Raw genomic sequence first — 14543 nt, 5'->3', positions numbered from 1 at the left:
ACCGGGGACAGTTTGGGCCGCGGAATGAGGTCAGCTCATTCCTTGGCATTGGCGGCATCGACGGCGCGGCGCGTCAGCACGCCGATGAGATGCGCACGGTACTCGGCGCTGCCGTGGATGTCGCTGTTGAGGCCTTCGGCCGGCATCACGATGCCGTCAAGCGCCTTCGACGAGAAGCGCTTCTTCAGGGCCTCCTCGAACGCGGTGACGCGGAACACGCCTTCGGAGCCGGCACCGGTGACGGCGACGCGCACGTCCGACGGACGCCGCGCCACGAACACGCCGACCAGCGCGTAGCGCGAAGCCTGGTTGCGGAATTTGACATAGGCCGCCTTCTTCGGCAGCGGAAACATCACCTTGGTGATGATCTCGTCGGCTTCAAGCGCGGTCGAGAACAGGCCCTGGAAATACTCTTCCGCCTTCAGGCGGCGCTTGTTGGTGACGATGGTCGCCCCTAACGCGAGGACGGCGGCCGGATAATCCGCGGTCGGATCGTTGTTGGCGAGCGAGCCGCCGATCGTGCCCTTGTGACGCACGGCGGGATCGCCGATTCCACCCGCAAGGCTGGCGAGCGCCGGGATCGCCTCGCCGACGATCGGGGAGCTTGCGACCTCGGCATGCTTGGCGGTGGCTCCGATCACCAGCGAGCGACCCTTCATCTCGATCGTGTCGAGCCCCTCGATGTGAGAGAGGTCGACCAGATGCGGCGGGCTGGCGAGGCGCTGCTTCATGACGGGAATCAGCGTGTGGCCGCCGGCGATCACCTTGGCGTCTTCGTTCTTCACCAGGAGATTGGCCGCCTGGCGCACGGTGCCGGGGCGATGATATTTGAATTCATACATGGGTGTGTCCTGATCGCGGAATGCGCGCGCGGTCTACGCGAGATCGGATTTGGCCATCGCCTTCGCACCGGCGGTGATCGAGGCGACGATGTTCTGATAGCCGGTGCAGCGGCAGAGATTGCCTTCCAGCTCTTCGCGGATAGTGTGGTCGTCGAGCTCATGGCCCTTGCGATGCACGATGTCGATCGCGGTCATGATCATGCCGGGCGTGCAGAAGCCGCACTGCAGGCCATGATGCTCGCGGAAGGCCTCCTGCATCGGATGCAACGGCGCGCCATCCGCGGCGAGCCCCTCGATCGTCTTGACCTCGTGGCCATCGGCCATCACCGCCAGCGTGGTGCAGGACTTCACGGCCTTGCCATCGAGATGCACGACGCAGGCGCCGCACTGCGAGGTGTCGCAGCCGACATGGGTCCCGGTCAGCCGCAGATTCTCGCGCAGGAACTGCACCAGGAGGGTGCGGGGATCGACATTGGCCGTGACTGGATTGCCGTTCACGATGAGGGAGATTTTTGCCATAAGCACTCTCTATCAGCGCCCCGACGGGTCCCATCGAAGCGGTTCTTATAATTATTCCGACCCATCATATGGGCCATTATGCCCGGGAGCAACATCGCCCCGGACGCAAGGCGCCATGTCCAAAGGCGATAGCCTTTAGCCCTGTACCGCCTTGGCGAAGTTCGCGAAAAATTCGTCGGCCAGCTTCTTGGCGGCGCCGTTGATCAGGCGCTGGCCGAGCTGCGCCAACTTGCCGCCGATCTGCGCCTCGACGTCGTAGGAGAGCAGTGTGCCGCCGTCCTTCTCCGCGAGCCTGACGGCCGCGCCGCCCTTAGCGAAGCCGGCCACCCCACCCTCACCCTCACCGGAGATCTTGTAGCCGTTGGGCGGGTCGAGATCGGAGAGCATGACTTTGCCCTTGAAGCGCGCGGACACCGGGCCAACCTTCATTTTCGCCGTTGCGCGAAAGCCGCCGTCGTCGGTCTTCTCCAGCTCCTCGCAGCCGGGGATGCAGGCCTTCAGCACCTCGGGGTCGTTGAGCTTGTCCCACACGGCCTCGCGCGGCGCCGCAAGCTGAACTTCGCCGTTCATCGTCATGGCCATGGGTGCCTCCCGGATCGCACAACTATAATGCTGCTCAAGTAACGCACGGAGGCCGTAAAGGAAAGGGCGGCCCCCGGTCACGTGCAATGCATATTCGCAACTGCAAAAAGCTTGCGCCGATGGTTTGGGATTGGCACAGGCGGGCCATGGTGGTTAGGTCCCGCACAATATGAGCACATCCCTCTCCCCCCTGCTCGCGCCGATGCTGTCAAGCGCAGCCATGCGCGCGGTCTGCGACGATCGGTCGACCCTCCAGAACATGCTCGATTTCGAGGCAGCTCTGGCACGGGCCGAAGCCGCCACAGGTGTGATTCCCCCATCCGCGGTGGAGTCGATCGCGTCCGCCTGCAAGGCTGATGCCTTTGATATGGCAGCCCTGGCCGAGGCCGCGACGCGATCAGGCAATCTCGCGATTCCCCTGGTCAAGGCGCTGACCGCCAATGTCGGCAGGGCCGATGCGGAGGCCGCGCGTTACGTGCATTGGGGCGCGACCAGCCAGGACGTCATCGACACCGCGACCATGCTCACGCTGCGCGCGGGCATCGGTGCGTTGGACGCCGACCTCAGCCGCGCCATCAAGGGTCTTGCCGCATTGGCGCGCGCCCATCGCGCCACCGCGATGGTCGCGCGCACCTGGCTCCAGCACGCGCTGCCGATGCCGTTCGGGCTGAAGGCTGCCGAATACGCCGCAAGCCTTGCCCGCAGCCGCTGCCGCCTCAGGCGGCTCTCCCGCGAGGGTCTCGCGCTGCAATTCGGCGGCGCCGCCGGCACGCTCGCCGCGCTCGGCGACAAGGGACTAGCTGTTGCAGAGCGGCTGGCGCAGGAGCTGAACCTGCCATTGCCGGATGCGCCCTGGCACACCCATCGCGACCGCATCGCGGAGGCGGCGTCCTGCCTTGCGATTCTCGCCGGCAGTTGCGGCAAGATCGCCCGCGACGTCTCGCTGCTGATGCAGACCGACGTCGCCGAAGCGTTCGAACCCGCCGGCGAAGGCCGCGGCGGCTCCTCGACTATGCCGCACAAGCGCAACCCAGTCGCCGCCGCCAGCGCGCTTGGCGCTGCGACCATGGCCCCGCAACTCGCCGCGACGATTTTTGCCGCGCAAGTGCAGGACCACGAACGCAGCGCCGGCCCCTGGCACGCGGAATGGCCGACGCTGCCGCAATTGATGCTGGTCACCTCGGGCGCGCTTGCCGCCGTCGTTGACATCGCCGAGGGCCTTGACGTCGACACCGCGCGCATGCGCAGCAATCTCGATGCGACGCACGGCTTGATCATGGCGGAAGCGGTCACCTTTGCGCTGGCAGAGACGATCGGCAAGAGCGATGCGCATCATCTCGTCGAGGCCGCCAGCAAGCGCGCGGTCGCCGAGAAGAAGCATCTGCGCGAGGTACTGTCGGCTGATTCGCTTGTTACCGCTCATCTGCCGCCGGAAAAAATTGCGGCATTGTTCGAGCCGATGGCCTATCAAGGAGCTTCCCAAGCCCTGATCGACCGGCTGCTCGACAGCCTCGATCGCGAATAAGAACCGCGAATCCGACGGAGACGCCCGCATGCCCATGATCGATGCCGACGGTTGCCTGCTCAACGTCTCGGTCGAGGGCCGCGACGGCGGACCGACCTTGATGCTCTCCAATTCGCTGGGCTGCACGCTGCAAATGTGGGAGCCGCAGATGAAGGCGCTGACGCAGGTGTTCCGCGTCATCCGCTACGACCGCCGCGGCCACGGCAAGTCCAACGTTCCGCCCGGTCCCTACACGATGGAGCGCTTCGGCCGCGACGTGCTCGCGATCCTCGACGATCTCAACATCGAGAAGGTGCATTGGTGCGGCCTGTCGATGGGCGGCATGGTCGGACAATGGCTGGGCGCGAACGCGCCGGAACGCTTCGGTAAGATCATCCTCGCCAACACCTCCTGCTATTATGCCGAACCGACCAAATGGCTGGAACGCATCGACGCTGTGAAGAAGGGCGGCATCGCGGCGGTCGCCGATGCCGTGCTTGCGGGCTGGCTGACCCAGGATTTCCGCGAGCGCGAGCCCGAGATCACCGCGAAGATGAAGTCGATGCTGCTTGCCTCGCCCGTCGAGGGCTATCTCGCCTGCTGCGAGGCGCTGTCGACACTGGACCAGCGCGCGCTGCTTCCCAAGATCAAGAGCCCGACGCTGGTGATCGCCGGCCGCCATGACATGGCGACGCCGATCTCGGCGGGCGAGCTGATCCGCTCGAACATTCCCGGCGCCAGCATGACCATCATCGATGCCGCCCACATTTCTAACGTCGAGCAGCCGCACGCGTTTACAGATGCGGTGGTAGGATTTTTGACGCAGCGCTGATCTCACCACGCGTCATTGCGAGCGCAGCGAAGCAATCCAGACTGCCGTCTGCGGAAAGATTCTGGATTGCTTCGCTTCGCTCGCAATGACAGAGAGGAGGATAGATATGGACGACCAAAACCGCCGCGATGCCGGCATGAATGTACGCCGAAAAGTACTGGGCAATGCCTGGGTCGACAAGTCGATCGCGAACCGCAACGCCTTCAACACCGACTTCCAGGACCTGATCACCGGCTACGCCTGGGGCGAGATCTGGACGCGGCCGCATTTCGACGAGCGCACGCGACGGGTGCTGGTGATCGGCACCATGGTCGCGCTCGGGCAATGGGACGAATTCCGCCTGCACGTGCGCGCGGCGCTCGCCGAAGGCGGCTTCACGCCCGACGACATCAAGGAGATCCTGCTGCAGCAGGCGATCTATTGCGGCGTTCCGGCGGCGAACCACGCCGTGAAGGAAGCCTCAGCGATTGTGCAGGAGCTCGGCCTGCTCAAGACCTAGGGGAGCGGCGATCTCGACGGTCTTCGGCGCTGCCGCCGGCTTCTCGATCACCACGACGATGGCCGCGCCGAGCAGAAGCAGAAGCTCGGTCGCGTGCAGCCGGAGCGCGGCCATCTCGCCGACCTTCGAGGCCATCACCATGCTGGCAAACGAGATCAGACTGCCGATCGCCAGGGCAATGCCGAGCGCCTCGTCACTGCCGCCATTCTTCCGCGTGCGGCGGATGCAGAGCAGCGCGAGATAGATCAGAAAGAACGCCACGACGGTCAGCCGTCCCAGGGCCAGCAGCCAGGCGGCCCGCACCGTGCTCATCCCCGCCATGTCGAGATGGTCGCTGAGGAACAGGGCGACCGCGACGCTCGGCCGCTCGTAGAGGCCGTGCACCGGTGCGACCATGATGTTGAAGGCCACCAGCGTCCAGGCCGGGATGAAGTAGGCCGCCAGCAGCGCGCCGTTGACCGAGCCGATCCGCCAATTCCTGAACATGCCGCTTCCCGCTTGCTTGCCGAAAGCCCTCAACGGAAGGCAATGGCTTTGCCGGAGCTAACTCGCATCAGACTGTGGCGGCAATTTAAACCCTTTGTTTACCTTAACCGCCCGGCGGACCGGGCGCCCACAAAAAAGGCCCCGCCTTACGGCAGGGCCCCTCTTCACGTCTGGGCTCCCAAACTACTTGTCCTGACCCTGTTGCTGACCGGGCCGGTCGCCCTGGCGCATCGGATCCTGCTGCTGCTGTCCGGGTTTCTGGCCGCCGCCCTGCTGTTGCTGAGGCGTGCGCTGGTCGGGGTTCTGACTCTGCTGACCCGGATTCTGGTTCTGCTGCTTCGTCATTCGGGGGAACTCCCTTGTTGGACGTCAGAGGCGAGACAACGGCCACGCTCCATTTTGGTTGCTCAGGAACCCGATTCCTCGCGGTTCGAGGGAACCGAAGGCGAAAATGACCTCTGTACAAGCCTGGATGTCGACATCTGGCCAGTTGCAGCGTCCAGTTCCCTCCTGTTACAAAACTGGAAGAATGCTCAAGGGCTGCCGGGGCCCGAGGAGAACTTGCGACCTCTCTCTCGAAGAGCTCCCTTTGAGCCGCGTCAGGTTTGGTAACGGCAGCCCATGGATTATTTCGCCCAGCAGCTCATCAACGGTCTCGTCCTGGGCTCGATTTACGGCCTGATCGCGATCGGATACACGATGGTCTACGGCATCGTCGGCATGATCAACTTCGCCCATGGCGACGTCTTCATGATCGGCGGCTTCATTGCGCTGATTACCTTCCTGATTCTGATCTCGCTCGGCCTCACCGCAATCCCGGTGATCCTGCTCGTGGTTCTGCTGGTCTCGATGGCGATCACCGCGCTCTACGGCTGGACCATCGAGCGCATCGCCTACCGGCCGCTGCGTCATTCCTTCCGCCTCGCCCCGATGCTGTCGGCGATTGGTATGTCCTTCGTGCTGACCAACTACTCGCAGGTGGCGCAAGGCGCGCGCGTCAAGCCGATCCCGCCTTTCATCACCGGCGGCTACACGCTGCATGAGAGCCCGGACGGCTTCGTCATCCAGCTTTCCAACATCCAGATCATGGTGGTCATCACCACCATCGTGCTGTTGGCGATCTTCACCTGGCTGGTGTCACGCACCCGGCTCGGACGCGACATGCGCGCCTGCGAACAGGACCAGACCATGGCGGCGCTGCTCGGCGTCGACGTCGACCGCACCATCTCCATGACCTTCGTGATCGGCGCCGCGCTCGCCGCGGTCGCAGGCCTGATGTACCTGCTCTATTATGGCCTGGTGGATTTCTTCATGGGCTTCGTCGCCGGCATCAAGGCCTTCACCGCCGCCGTGCTCGGCGGCATCGGCTCGCTGCCCGGCGCCATGCTCGGCGGACTTGCGATCGGCCTGATCGAGACGTTCTGGTCGGCCTATTTCTCGGTGGAGTACAAGGACGTCGCCGCGTTCTCGATTCTGATTGTCGTGCTGATCTTCATGCCGACCGGCCTGCTCGGCCGTCCCGAAGTCGAAAAAGTCTGACGGACCGGCCCGCGTGACAACTCCCTCGACCATGTCCGACCATCGCCCAGCAGGCATCTCCTACATTTTGAAGAAATCCTTCCTTAGCGCGCTAATCGCGCTGGTGCTGTTCTCGCTGATGGTCGGCGTGCGCACCGAGGCAGGATCCTCCGGCCAGCTCACCTATTGGACGCGATTCGGCGAGGTCGCCTCCCTCGTCGCCGTGGTGTTCGGCGGCTCGATCGTGATGGAGCTATTGCGGCAATGGATCGGCTCGAGCGGTGCCGAGAAGCTGGTACCTCCGGCGGTGCAGAGCGGCATATCCTTCATCGGCCGCTACCTCGCGCCGGCGCTCCTGATCTTCACGCTGCTGGTGCCCGTGATCTTCTATAACCAGCGCTACATCCTCGACCTCGCGATCCTCGTGCTCACCTATGTCATGCTGGGCTGGGGGTTGAACGTCGTGGTCGGCCTCGCCGGCCTGCTCGATCTCGGCTACGTCGCCTTCTATGCCGTCGGCGCCTATTCCTACGGGCTGCTCGCCACCAATTTCGGCTGGTCGTTCTGGATCTGCCTGCCGCTCGCCGGCATCCTCGCCGCATTCTGGGGCGTGCTGCTCGGCTTCCCCGTCCTGCGCCTGCGCGGCGACTATCTCGCGATCGTGACACTCGCCTTCGGCGAGATCATCCGCCTCGTCATCATCAATTGGCAGGAGCTCACCGGCGGTCCCAACGGCGTCTCGGGCATTCCCCGGCCCTCCTTCTTCGGCATCCCGCTCGACAACAGCGACGACGGGCTAGCTGCCAAGCTCGGCATCGAATATTCGCCGACCCACCGCATCGTCTTCCTGTTCTATCTGATCCTGGCGCTGGCGCTTCTCACCAACTGGGTCACGATTCGCCTGCGCCGCCTGCCGATCGGGCGGGCCTGGGAAGCCTTGCGCGAGGACGAGGTCGCCTGCCGCGCGCTCGGCATCAACACCACGACCACCAAGCTCACGGCATTTGCGACGGGCGCCATGTTCGGCGGCTTCGCCGGCGCGTTCTTCGCCACGCGCCAGGGCTTCATCAGCCCGGAATCCTTCACCTTCCAGGAATCGGCGCTGGTGCTCGCCATCGTCGTGCTCGGTGGCATGGGGTCGCAGCTCGGCGTTGCGCTCGCGGCGCTCGCCATGATCGGCGGCTTCGAGCTGTTCCGCAGCCTTGAGACTTACCGCATGCTGGTGTTCGGCATGGCGATGGTGCTCATCATGATCTGGCGGCCGCGCGGCCTGATCGGCCATCGCGCCCCCACCGTGTATCTGACCAAGGCGCATGCGATCTCCTCCGATCTCGTCAAGGAAGGGCACGGATGAGCCGCGACCAGATTCTCAGCGTCGACCGGCTCACGATGCGCTTCGGCGGCATCGTCGCCGTGCAGGACCTGTCGCTCTCGGCGGAGCGGAAGAAGATTACCGCATTGATCGGCCCGAACGGCGCCGGCAAGACCACCGTCTTCAACTGCATCACCGGCTTCTACAAGCCGAGCGGCGGCAGCATCCGCCTGAAGCATGACGACGGCAAGCTGATCGCACTGGAGAGCCTGAACGATTTCCGCATCGCCAAGCAGGCCAAGGTGGCGCGCACCTTTCAGAACATCCGCCTGTTTCCCGGCATGACCGCGCTGGAGAACCTGATGGTGGCGCAGCACAACGCGCTGATGCGCGCCTCCGGCTTCACCCTCCTCGGTCTCCTCGGCGTGCCCGCCTACCGCGACGCCGAAAAGCGCGCGATTGATCTCGCCACCGAGTGGCTCCAACGGGTCAACCTGCTCGAGCGCGCCGACGACGCTGCCGGCAATTTCGCCTATGGCGACCAGCGCCGGCTCGAGATCGCCCGCGCGATGTGCACCGAGCCCGCGCTATTGTGCCTGGACGAGCCCGCCGCTGGCCTCAATGCACGCGAGAGCGCGGCCTTGAGCGAGCTCCTGCTCTCGATCCGCAACGAGCTCGGCACCTCGATCCTGCTGATCGAGCACGACATGTCGGTGGTGATGGAAATCTCCGACCACATCGTGGTGATGGACCATGGCGTCAAGATTGCGGAAGGCTCTCCGCGCGACGTCCGCGACGATCCCAAGGTGATCGCCGCCTATCTCGGCGCCGACGAGGACGAGGCGGTGGCCGTGATGGAGGGCGGGACGTGACGTCTGCGCCCAATCCCCTGCTCGCGATCCGCAGCCTTCGCGCCGCCTACGGCAAGATCGAGGCGCTGAAGGGCGTCGATGTCGAGATCAATGCCGGCGAGATCGTTGCCCTGATCGGCGCCAACGGCGCCGGCAAGTCGACGCTGATGATGACGATCTTCGGCAAGCCGCGCGCCCGTGCCGGCCAGATCCTGTACGAAGGCCGCGATATCACCGACGTTCCCACCCACGAGATCGCGCATTTGCGCATCGCGCAATCGCCGGAAGGCCGCCGCATCTTCCCGCGCATGAGCGTTGCGGAAAACCTTCAGATGGGAGCGGATGCCACCGAATGCACGGATGTGGAGCGCGAGGTGACGCTCCAGCGCGTGTTCACGCTGTTTCCGCGGCTAAAGGAACGCTATGCCCAGCGCGGTGGAACCCTGTCCGGTGGCGAGCAGCAGATGCTGGCAATTGGCCGCGCGCTGATGAGCCGCCCCCGCCTGCTCCTGCTCGACGAGCCCTCGCTCGGGTTGGCTCCGTTGATCGCCCGTCAGATTTTCGATGCGATCCGCACCCTGAACCGGCAGGATGGTCTGACCGTTCTGATCGTCGAGCAGAACGCCAACCATGCGCTCAAGCTCGCCCATCGCGGCTATGTCATGGTCAATGGCCTGATCACCTTGGCCGGGACCGGCGCCGAGTTGTTGCAGCGCCCCGAGATTCGCGCCGCCTACCTCGAAGGCGGCCGGCGCGGCTGACGCCCGCCGAAGCCGGACAAGGGCCGACCCACGTGCGGGCCGAATGTGGCGAGATATCTCCGCCGATGCCCGTATTTTGCCGGTGACTTCTCCTCAAATTCATTCGAGAATGGCGCCGGTTTGAACCGGGCAAGCCCGGCAACTTCCACAGGCGACCACCCGCGAGGTATCTCATGAAATCACTGAAGCTCATCGGCCTGGCATTCGGCGCATCGCTCGCGCTCTCGAGCGCGGCATTCGCGCAGGATGTCACCGTCGCAGTCGCAGGCCCGATGACCGGCGGCGAGTCCGCCTTCGGCCGCCAGATGAAGAATGGCGCCGAGATGGCCGTGGCCGACATCAACGCCGCCGGCGGTCTCAACGGCAAGAAGCTGGCCCTGTCCGTCGAGGACGACGCTTGCGATCCGAAGCAGGCGCGCTCGATCGCCGAGAAGATCGCCGGCGCGAAAATCCCGTTCGTGGCCGGGCATTATTGCTCGTCCTCGTCGATTCCCGCTTCGGAGGCCTATGCCGACGGCAACGTGCTCCAGATCACGCCGGCCTCGACCAACCCGCTGTTCACCGAGCGCAAGCTCTGGAACGTGGCGCGCGTCTGCGGCCGCGACGACCAGCAAGGCCTGATCGCGGCGCAATACATCGCCAAGAATTACAAGGGCAAGAACATCGCGATCCTCAACGACAAGACCACCTACGGCAAGGGTCTTGCCGACGAGACCAAGAAGGCGCTCAACAAGGCCGGCATCACCGAGAAGATGTACGAGTCCTACAACAAGGGTGACAAAGACTTCAACGCCATCGTCTCGCGCCTGAAGCGTGACAACATCGATCTCGTCTATGTCGGCGGCTATCATCAGGAGAGCGGCCTGATCCTGCGTCAGATGCGCGATCAGGGCCTCAAGACCGTGCTAATGGCCGGCGACGCGCTCGCCGACAAGGAGTACGCCTCCATCACCGGTCCGGCCGGCGAAGGCACGCTGTTCACCTTCGGCCCCGATCCGCGCAATAAGCCGACGGCGAAGAAGATCGTCGAGGCGTTCAAGGCCAAGGGCATCGATCCCGAGGGCTATACGCTCTACACCTACGCGGCGATGCAGGTCTGGTCGCAGGCGGCCAAGAAGGCCGGCACCACCGACGCCAAGAAGGTCATGGAGACGATCAAGGCCGGCAAGTGGGACACCGTGATCGGCCCGATCGAGTATGACGCCAAGGGCGACATCAAGCAGATCGACTACGTCGTCTACAAATGGGATGCCAAGGGCGGTTACGTCGAGATCAGGGGCAACGGCACCTAACCCCGCTAGAGTGGCCTCAGACCGACCAATCATCACCACGCCCCGGCTCGCCCCGGGGCGTTCTTCTTGCGTGAGGTCAGACCGCGGCCGGCAGCTCGCCGCTCGGCGCCGCCTCGGCCTTTCGCAGAGCTTGCAGGAGATCATTCGGTCGAAACGGCTTTTGCAGGCAGACCACATTGGCGAGGTGGGGCGATTGGTCCATGAAATCGAGCGTCGTCATTCCGGACACCGCAATGACGGGGAGCGCAGGCGCGCGCTCGCGCAGGGCCGCGATGACATCCAGGCCGTTGGTATCACCGAGGAAGATGTCGACGATCGCCCCGTCAAAGGGGCTTTCCGCGAAGGCTTTCAGCCCCGCCGCACCGCTTTTGGCCTCCACGACCTCGAAACCATTGACCCGAAGCACGATCGCGACCATCGCGCGGACGTCCTTTTGGTCGTCGATGACGAGAACGCGGGGCATGGGACAACTCTCGATATCGAAATCAGATCGCCTGATTTAAACCTGGAACCCGCCGCGGCGGAGGGGCATTATGACACCGTCCAGTAAAGCCCATCTTACCGATCCCTGCTCCGCGTTCTCACCAGAATTAAGTAAGCTGTAACCGTCGGTTGAGTCGTAAGCCGGTTCCGTTCACGATGAGCGCCAGAACCCGCTACCATGAACGGGCTCGCAGTCGAATGAGACTAGCGGAGATGCTCAAGACCCTGCTGAAGACCGACCAGCTCAAAATCGACCTGCGAGAGGTGGACGTGCCTGCAACGATCGACCGAAGCACATTTCTTTCGACCCTGCCGGCCACCTCGACCGACCGCGCTGCGGCATTGACGATTGTCGGCGTGTCCTCGATCCTGTTCGCAGCGGCTGTACCCTTCGCGGGTATCCCGCTACTGCCGGTCCCCGCCTTCGTCGCGAGTTACCAATCGGCGCTCGCCATCAGCGACATCGTCACGGCAGTGCTGCTGCTCTCGCAATTCGCAGTCTTGCGGACTCGTGCATTGCTATGGCTCGCGACCGGTTATCTCTTCACCGCCGCAGCGGCACTGGTCCATGCCCTCACCTTCCCCGGCCTGTTCACACCGACCGGGCTCTTCGGCGCGGGCCGGCAAACCACGGTCTGGCTCTACATGATCTGGCACGGCGTCTTCCCGCTATGCGTGCTGGGCTATGCCTGGCTGAAGGAAAAGGACGGAGGCTCCCGGCTCCGGGGTGCGACGAGCAGTGCGATCTATGCCTGCGTGCTCGGAATCATCGTCGCGATGGCCGTCTGCACCTGGATCGTCACCGCGCAACACGATCTGTTGCCGGTCCTGCTGCGCGACGGCCACTACACGCCGACCATGATCGGCGTCGTGTCCTTCGTGTGGTCGCTGAGTTTTGCCGCGCTTGTCTCGCTCTGGTTCCGCAGACCGCATACGGTCATCGACGTCTGGCTCATGGTCGTCATGTGCGCCTGGCTGTTCGACATCGCGCTGTCGGCGATCGTCAACGTCGCGCGCTTCGACCTCGGCTTCTATGCCGGCCGGCTCTACGGCCTCGCCGCAGCGACCTTCGTGCTCGCGGTGCTCCTCATCGAGAATGTCCGTCTTCAGGCGCACACGATGGGCCTCGTCGGCAGGTTGCGCCAGCAATCGGCTTCGGAACGCGACTATTACGGCAAGCGCCTCGCGCTATATGGCGCGGTGATCGAGTCCTCCAACGACGCCATCATCACGAAAACGCTCGACGGCATCATCACCGGCTGGAACAAGGCCGCCGAGCATCTGTTCGGCTATTCCGCTGCGGAAGCCGTCGGCCAGCCAATCGACATCATCGTGCCGCCGGACCGCAAGGGCGAAGTCAGGAGCATCCTCAACCGGGTCGCCAGCAACGAGTCGATCGCCCAGCACGAGACGGTCCGCATCCGAAAAGACGGACGCCCACTCGACGTCGTCCTGAATATCTCTCCCCTGCGCACAGATCAGGGCGAGATCATCGGCGCCTCCAAGATCGCCCACGACATTACCGAAGAGAAGCAGGCGAGAGAGAAGCTTCGCCGCGAGACTGAAGAACGCCAGCGCATCTTCGAGACATCGCAGGACCTGATCCTGGTCACCGACGGCTATGGCAATTTCGTCCAGGTCAGCCCGAGCGTGAAGAACATTCTCGGCTACAGCCCCGAGGACATGGTCGGGCACAGCGCGACCGAGTTCATCCATCCTGACGATCTGGAGAAGACGCGGAGCGAGATGCGCGCAGCCCGGCGTGGCGCGGTCAAGCGCAGCTTCGAGGCGCGCTACTACCATTACGACGGTCACGAGGTCACGCTGAACTGGATGGGCACCTGGTCGGAGCCGGTGAAACGCCATTTCTTCATCGGCCGCGATCTCACCGACAAGCAGGCGGCCGAGGCCCAGCTCCGGCAGGTCCAGAAGATGGATTCGATCGGCCAGTTGACCGGCGGCGTCGCTCACGACTTCAACAACGTGCTGACCGTCATCACGGGCACGATCGGCATTCTCAGCGACGCCGTCGCCGACAGGCCGGAGCTTGCCGCCATCACCAAGTTGATCGACGATGCGGCTGAACGCGGCGCGCAACTGACCAAGCACCTGCTCGCCTTCGCACGCAAGCAGCCGCTCCAGCCGCGCGAGATCGACGTTAATGCACTGGTGCTCGAAGCTGCCAAGCTGCTGCATCCGACCCTGGGCGAGCAGATCACGATCTTGCCGCAGCTCACCGAGGACGCCTGGCCCGCGCTGGTCGATCCGGGCCAGCTCTCCACCGCGATCCTGAATCTCGCATTGAACGCGCGCGATGCCATGCCCGACGGCGGCACCTTGGTGCTGGAGACGCGCAACATCTTCCTCGACGACGGCTATGCCAGTATGAATCCCGACGTGGTCGCCGGCAATTACGTGATGATCGCCGTCAGCGACACCGGCACCGGAATTCCGCCGGACCTGATCGACCGGGTATTCGATCCCTTCTTCACCACCAAGGAGGTTGGCAAGGGCACCGGCCTGGGCTTGAGCATGGTGTTCGGCTTCGTCAAGCAGTCGGGCGGCCACATCAAAATCTACAGCGAGCAAGGCCACGGCACGAGCGTGAAGATCTACCTGCCGCGCTCGACCGGGGTGCAGGAGACCGCGTTCGAGGCGCTCCAGAATGCGCCGATCGCCGGCGGCAATGAGAAGATCCTGATCGTCGAGGACGACGCCCTGGTGCGGCAATATGTTGTGACGCAGGTCAGGAGCCTCGGCTATACCGCGCTCGAGGCCGCCAACGGCGCCGAGGCCCTCACCATTATCGACAACGACAAGACCATCGACCTGCTTTTCACCGACATCATCATGCCAGGCAACATGAACGGCCGCCAGCTTGCCGACGAAGCGCAGAAGCGCCGCCCCGACCTGAAGACGCTATTCACCTCGGGCTACACCGAGAACGCCATCGTCCATCACGGCCGGCTCGATTCCGGCGTGCTGCTGCTGGCCAAGCCCTACCGCAAATCCGAGCTCGCCAAGATGCTCAGGGCGGCCCTCGCCAGTTGAGCCTGCGACGT

Annotated in this window: 15 protein-coding genes; 9 read left to right on the top strand and 6 right to left on the bottom strand. The window is 64.1% G+C overall.

The window, feature by feature from the left end; genetic code table 11:
* Nucleotides 1-35: 35 nt before the first annotated feature.
* From IVB01_RS16660 to IVB01_RS16650, 3 genes are all read right to left on the bottom strand, one after another.
* Nucleotides 36-842, bottom strand: a complete 807-nt coding sequence (locus IVB01_RS16660; RefSeq protein ID WP_247280732.1) for a xanthine dehydrogenase family protein subunit M — start codon at nucleotides 840-842, stop codon at nucleotides 36-38.
* Between the two features lie 33 nt (nucleotides 843-875).
* On the bottom strand, nucleotides 876-1361 hold the full coding sequence (locus IVB01_RS16655; protein WP_247280731.1) for a (2Fe-2S)-binding protein: 486 nt from the start codon (nucleotides 1359-1361) through the stop codon (nucleotides 876-878).
* A gap of 135 nt (nucleotides 1362-1496) precedes the next feature.
* Entirely contained in the window at nucleotides 1497-1943 is a 447-nt protein-coding gene (locus IVB01_RS16650) for a carbon monoxide dehydrogenase subunit G (protein WP_247280730.1), read from the bottom strand.
* Nucleotides 1944-2112: 169 nt separating this feature from the next.
* On the opposite strand from IVB01_RS16650, the gene IVB01_RS16645 reads away from it, so the two are divergent.
* The 3 genes from IVB01_RS16645 (at nucleotide 2113) to IVB01_RS16635 (ending at nucleotide 4778) form a co-directional block, all read left to right on the top strand.
* Nucleotides 2113-3468 (top strand): 3-carboxy-cis,cis-muconate cycloisomerase, encoded by a 1356-nt coding sequence (locus IVB01_RS16645; protein ID WP_247280729.1) that lies wholly within the window; start codon nucleotides 2113-2115, stop codon nucleotides 3466-3468.
* Nucleotides 3469-3496: 28 nt separating this feature from the next.
* On the top strand, nucleotides 3497-4279 hold the full coding sequence (pcaD, locus tag IVB01_RS16640) for a 3-oxoadipate enol-lactonase (protein WP_247280728.1): 783 nt from the start codon (nucleotides 3497-3499) through the stop codon (nucleotides 4277-4279).
* Between the two features lie 106 nt (nucleotides 4280-4385).
* Nucleotides 4386-4778, top strand: coding sequence for a carboxymuconolactone decarboxylase family protein (locus IVB01_RS16635; protein ID WP_247280727.1), 393 nt, complete (start codon nucleotides 4386-4388; stop codon nucleotides 4776-4778).
* Here the strand turns inward: IVB01_RS16635 and IVB01_RS16630 are convergent.
* Both IVB01_RS16630 and IVB01_RS16625 read right to left on the bottom strand, forming a co-directional pair.
* Complete coding sequence (locus IVB01_RS16630; protein WP_247280726.1) at nucleotides 4740-5264, bottom strand: hypothetical protein; 525 nt, start codon at nucleotides 5262-5264, stop codon at nucleotides 4740-4742. The genes IVB01_RS16635 and IVB01_RS16630 overlap by 39 nt on opposite strands.
* Before the next feature lie 183 nt (nucleotides 5265-5447).
* Nucleotides 5448-5609, bottom strand: a complete 162-nt coding sequence (locus tag IVB01_RS16625) for a hypothetical protein (protein WP_247494695.1) — start codon at nucleotides 5607-5609, stop codon at nucleotides 5448-5450.
* A 276-nt stretch (nucleotides 5610-5885) separates the two neighbouring features.
* Here IVB01_RS16625 and IVB01_RS16620 point away from each other — a divergent pair, with 276 nt between their 5' ends.
* From IVB01_RS16620 to IVB01_RS16600, 5 genes are all read left to right on the top strand, one after another.
* On the top strand, nucleotides 5886-6803 hold the full coding sequence (locus IVB01_RS16620; RefSeq protein WP_247280725.1) for a branched-chain amino acid ABC transporter permease LivH: 918 nt from the start codon (nucleotides 5886-5888) through the stop codon (nucleotides 6801-6803).
* A gap of 31 nt (nucleotides 6804-6834) precedes the next feature.
* Nucleotides 6835-8136 (top strand): high-affinity branched-chain amino acid ABC transporter permease LivM, encoded by a 1302-nt coding sequence (gene livM / locus IVB01_RS16615; protein WP_247280767.1) that lies wholly within the window; start codon nucleotides 6835-6837, stop codon nucleotides 8134-8136.
* Nucleotides 8133-8966, top strand: a complete 834-nt coding sequence (locus tag IVB01_RS16610) for an ATP-binding cassette domain-containing protein (RefSeq protein WP_247280724.1) — start codon at nucleotides 8133-8135, stop codon at nucleotides 8964-8966. The genes livM and IVB01_RS16610 overlap by 4 nt, the downstream gene beginning before the upstream one ends.
* Entirely contained in the window at nucleotides 8963-9706 is a 744-nt protein-coding gene (locus IVB01_RS16605; RefSeq protein ID WP_247280723.1) for an ABC transporter ATP-binding protein, read from the top strand. Before IVB01_RS16610 ends, IVB01_RS16605 begins: the two co-directional genes overlap by 4 nt.
* Before the next feature lie 173 nt (nucleotides 9707-9879).
* Nucleotides 9880-10998, top strand: a complete 1119-nt coding sequence (locus tag IVB01_RS16600; protein WP_247280722.1) for a branched-chain amino acid ABC transporter substrate-binding protein — start codon at nucleotides 9880-9882, stop codon at nucleotides 10996-10998.
* 76 nt (nucleotides 10999-11074) lie between these two features.
* Here the strand turns inward: IVB01_RS16600 and IVB01_RS16595 are convergent, their stop codons facing one another.
* Nucleotides 11075-11461 (bottom strand): response regulator, encoded by a 387-nt coding sequence (locus tag IVB01_RS16595; RefSeq protein WP_247280721.1) that lies wholly within the window; start codon nucleotides 11459-11461, stop codon nucleotides 11075-11077.
* A gap of 233 nt (nucleotides 11462-11694) precedes the next feature.
* Here IVB01_RS16595 and IVB01_RS16590 point away from each other — a divergent pair, with 233 nt between their 5' ends.
* Nucleotides 11695-14532, top strand: coding sequence for a PAS domain S-box protein (locus IVB01_RS16590; RefSeq protein WP_247280720.1), 2838 nt, complete (start codon nucleotides 11695-11697; stop codon nucleotides 14530-14532).
* The last annotated feature ends 11 nt before the right edge of the window (nucleotides 14533-14543 follow it).

The sequence above is a fragment of the Bradyrhizobium sp. 164 genome, assembly GCF_023073715.1.
Classification (GTDB): Bacteria; Pseudomonadota; Alphaproteobacteria; order Rhizobiales; family Xanthobacteraceae; genus Bradyrhizobium.
This window is presented reverse-complemented; position numbering and strand designations above follow the sequence as displayed.

Bases quoted from the DNA above. Each gene is read 5' to 3' on its own strand.
- IVB01_RS16635 (WP_247280727.1), top strand. From the start codon at position 4,386: ATGGACGACCAAAACCGCCGCGATGCCGGCATGAATGTACGCCGAAAA.
- IVB01_RS16655 (WP_247280731.1), bottom strand. From the start codon at position 1,361: ATGGCAAAAATCTCCCTCATCGTGAACGGCAATCCAGTCACGGCCAAT.
- IVB01_RS16610 (WP_247280724.1), top strand. From the start codon at position 8,133: ATGAGCCGCGACCAGATTCTCAGCGTCGACCGGCTCACGATGCGCTTC.
- IVB01_RS16645 (WP_247280729.1), top strand. From the start codon at position 2,113: ATGAGCACATCCCTCTCCCCCCTGCTCGCGCCGATGCTGTCAAGCGCA.
- IVB01_RS16600 (WP_247280722.1), top strand. From the start codon at position 9,880: ATGAAATCACTGAAGCTCATCGGCCTGGCATTCGGCGCATCGCTCGCG.
- IVB01_RS16595 (WP_247280721.1), bottom strand. From the start codon at position 11,461: ATGCCCCGCGTTCTCGTCATCGACGACCAAAAGGACGTCCGCGCGATG.
- pcaD (WP_247280728.1), top strand. From the start codon at position 3,497: ATGCCCATGATCGATGCCGACGGTTGCCTGCTCAACGTCTCGGTCGAG.
- IVB01_RS16620 (WP_247280725.1), top strand. From the start codon at position 5,886: ATGGATTATTTCGCCCAGCAGCTCATCAACGGTCTCGTCCTGGGCTCG.
- IVB01_RS16650 (WP_247280730.1), bottom strand. From the start codon at position 1,943: ATGGCCATGACGATGAACGGCGAAGTTCAGCTTGCGGCGCCGCGCGAG.
- IVB01_RS16625 (WP_247494695.1), bottom strand. From the start codon at position 5,609: ATGACGAAGCAGCAGAACCAGAATCCGGGTCAGCAGAGTCAGAACCCC.
- IVB01_RS16630 (WP_247280726.1), bottom strand. From the start codon at position 5,264: ATGTTCAGGAATTGGCGGATCGGCTCGGTCAACGGCGCGCTGCTGGCG.
- IVB01_RS16590 (WP_247280720.1), top strand. From the start codon at position 11,695: ATGCTCAAGACCCTGCTGAAGACCGACCAGCTCAAAATCGACCTGCGA.
- livM (WP_247280767.1), top strand. From the start codon at position 6,835: ATGTCCGACCATCGCCCAGCAGGCATCTCCTACATTTTGAAGAAATCC.
- IVB01_RS16660 (WP_247280732.1), bottom strand. From the start codon at position 842: ATGTATGAATTCAAATATCATCGCCCCGGCACCGTGCGCCAGGCGGCC.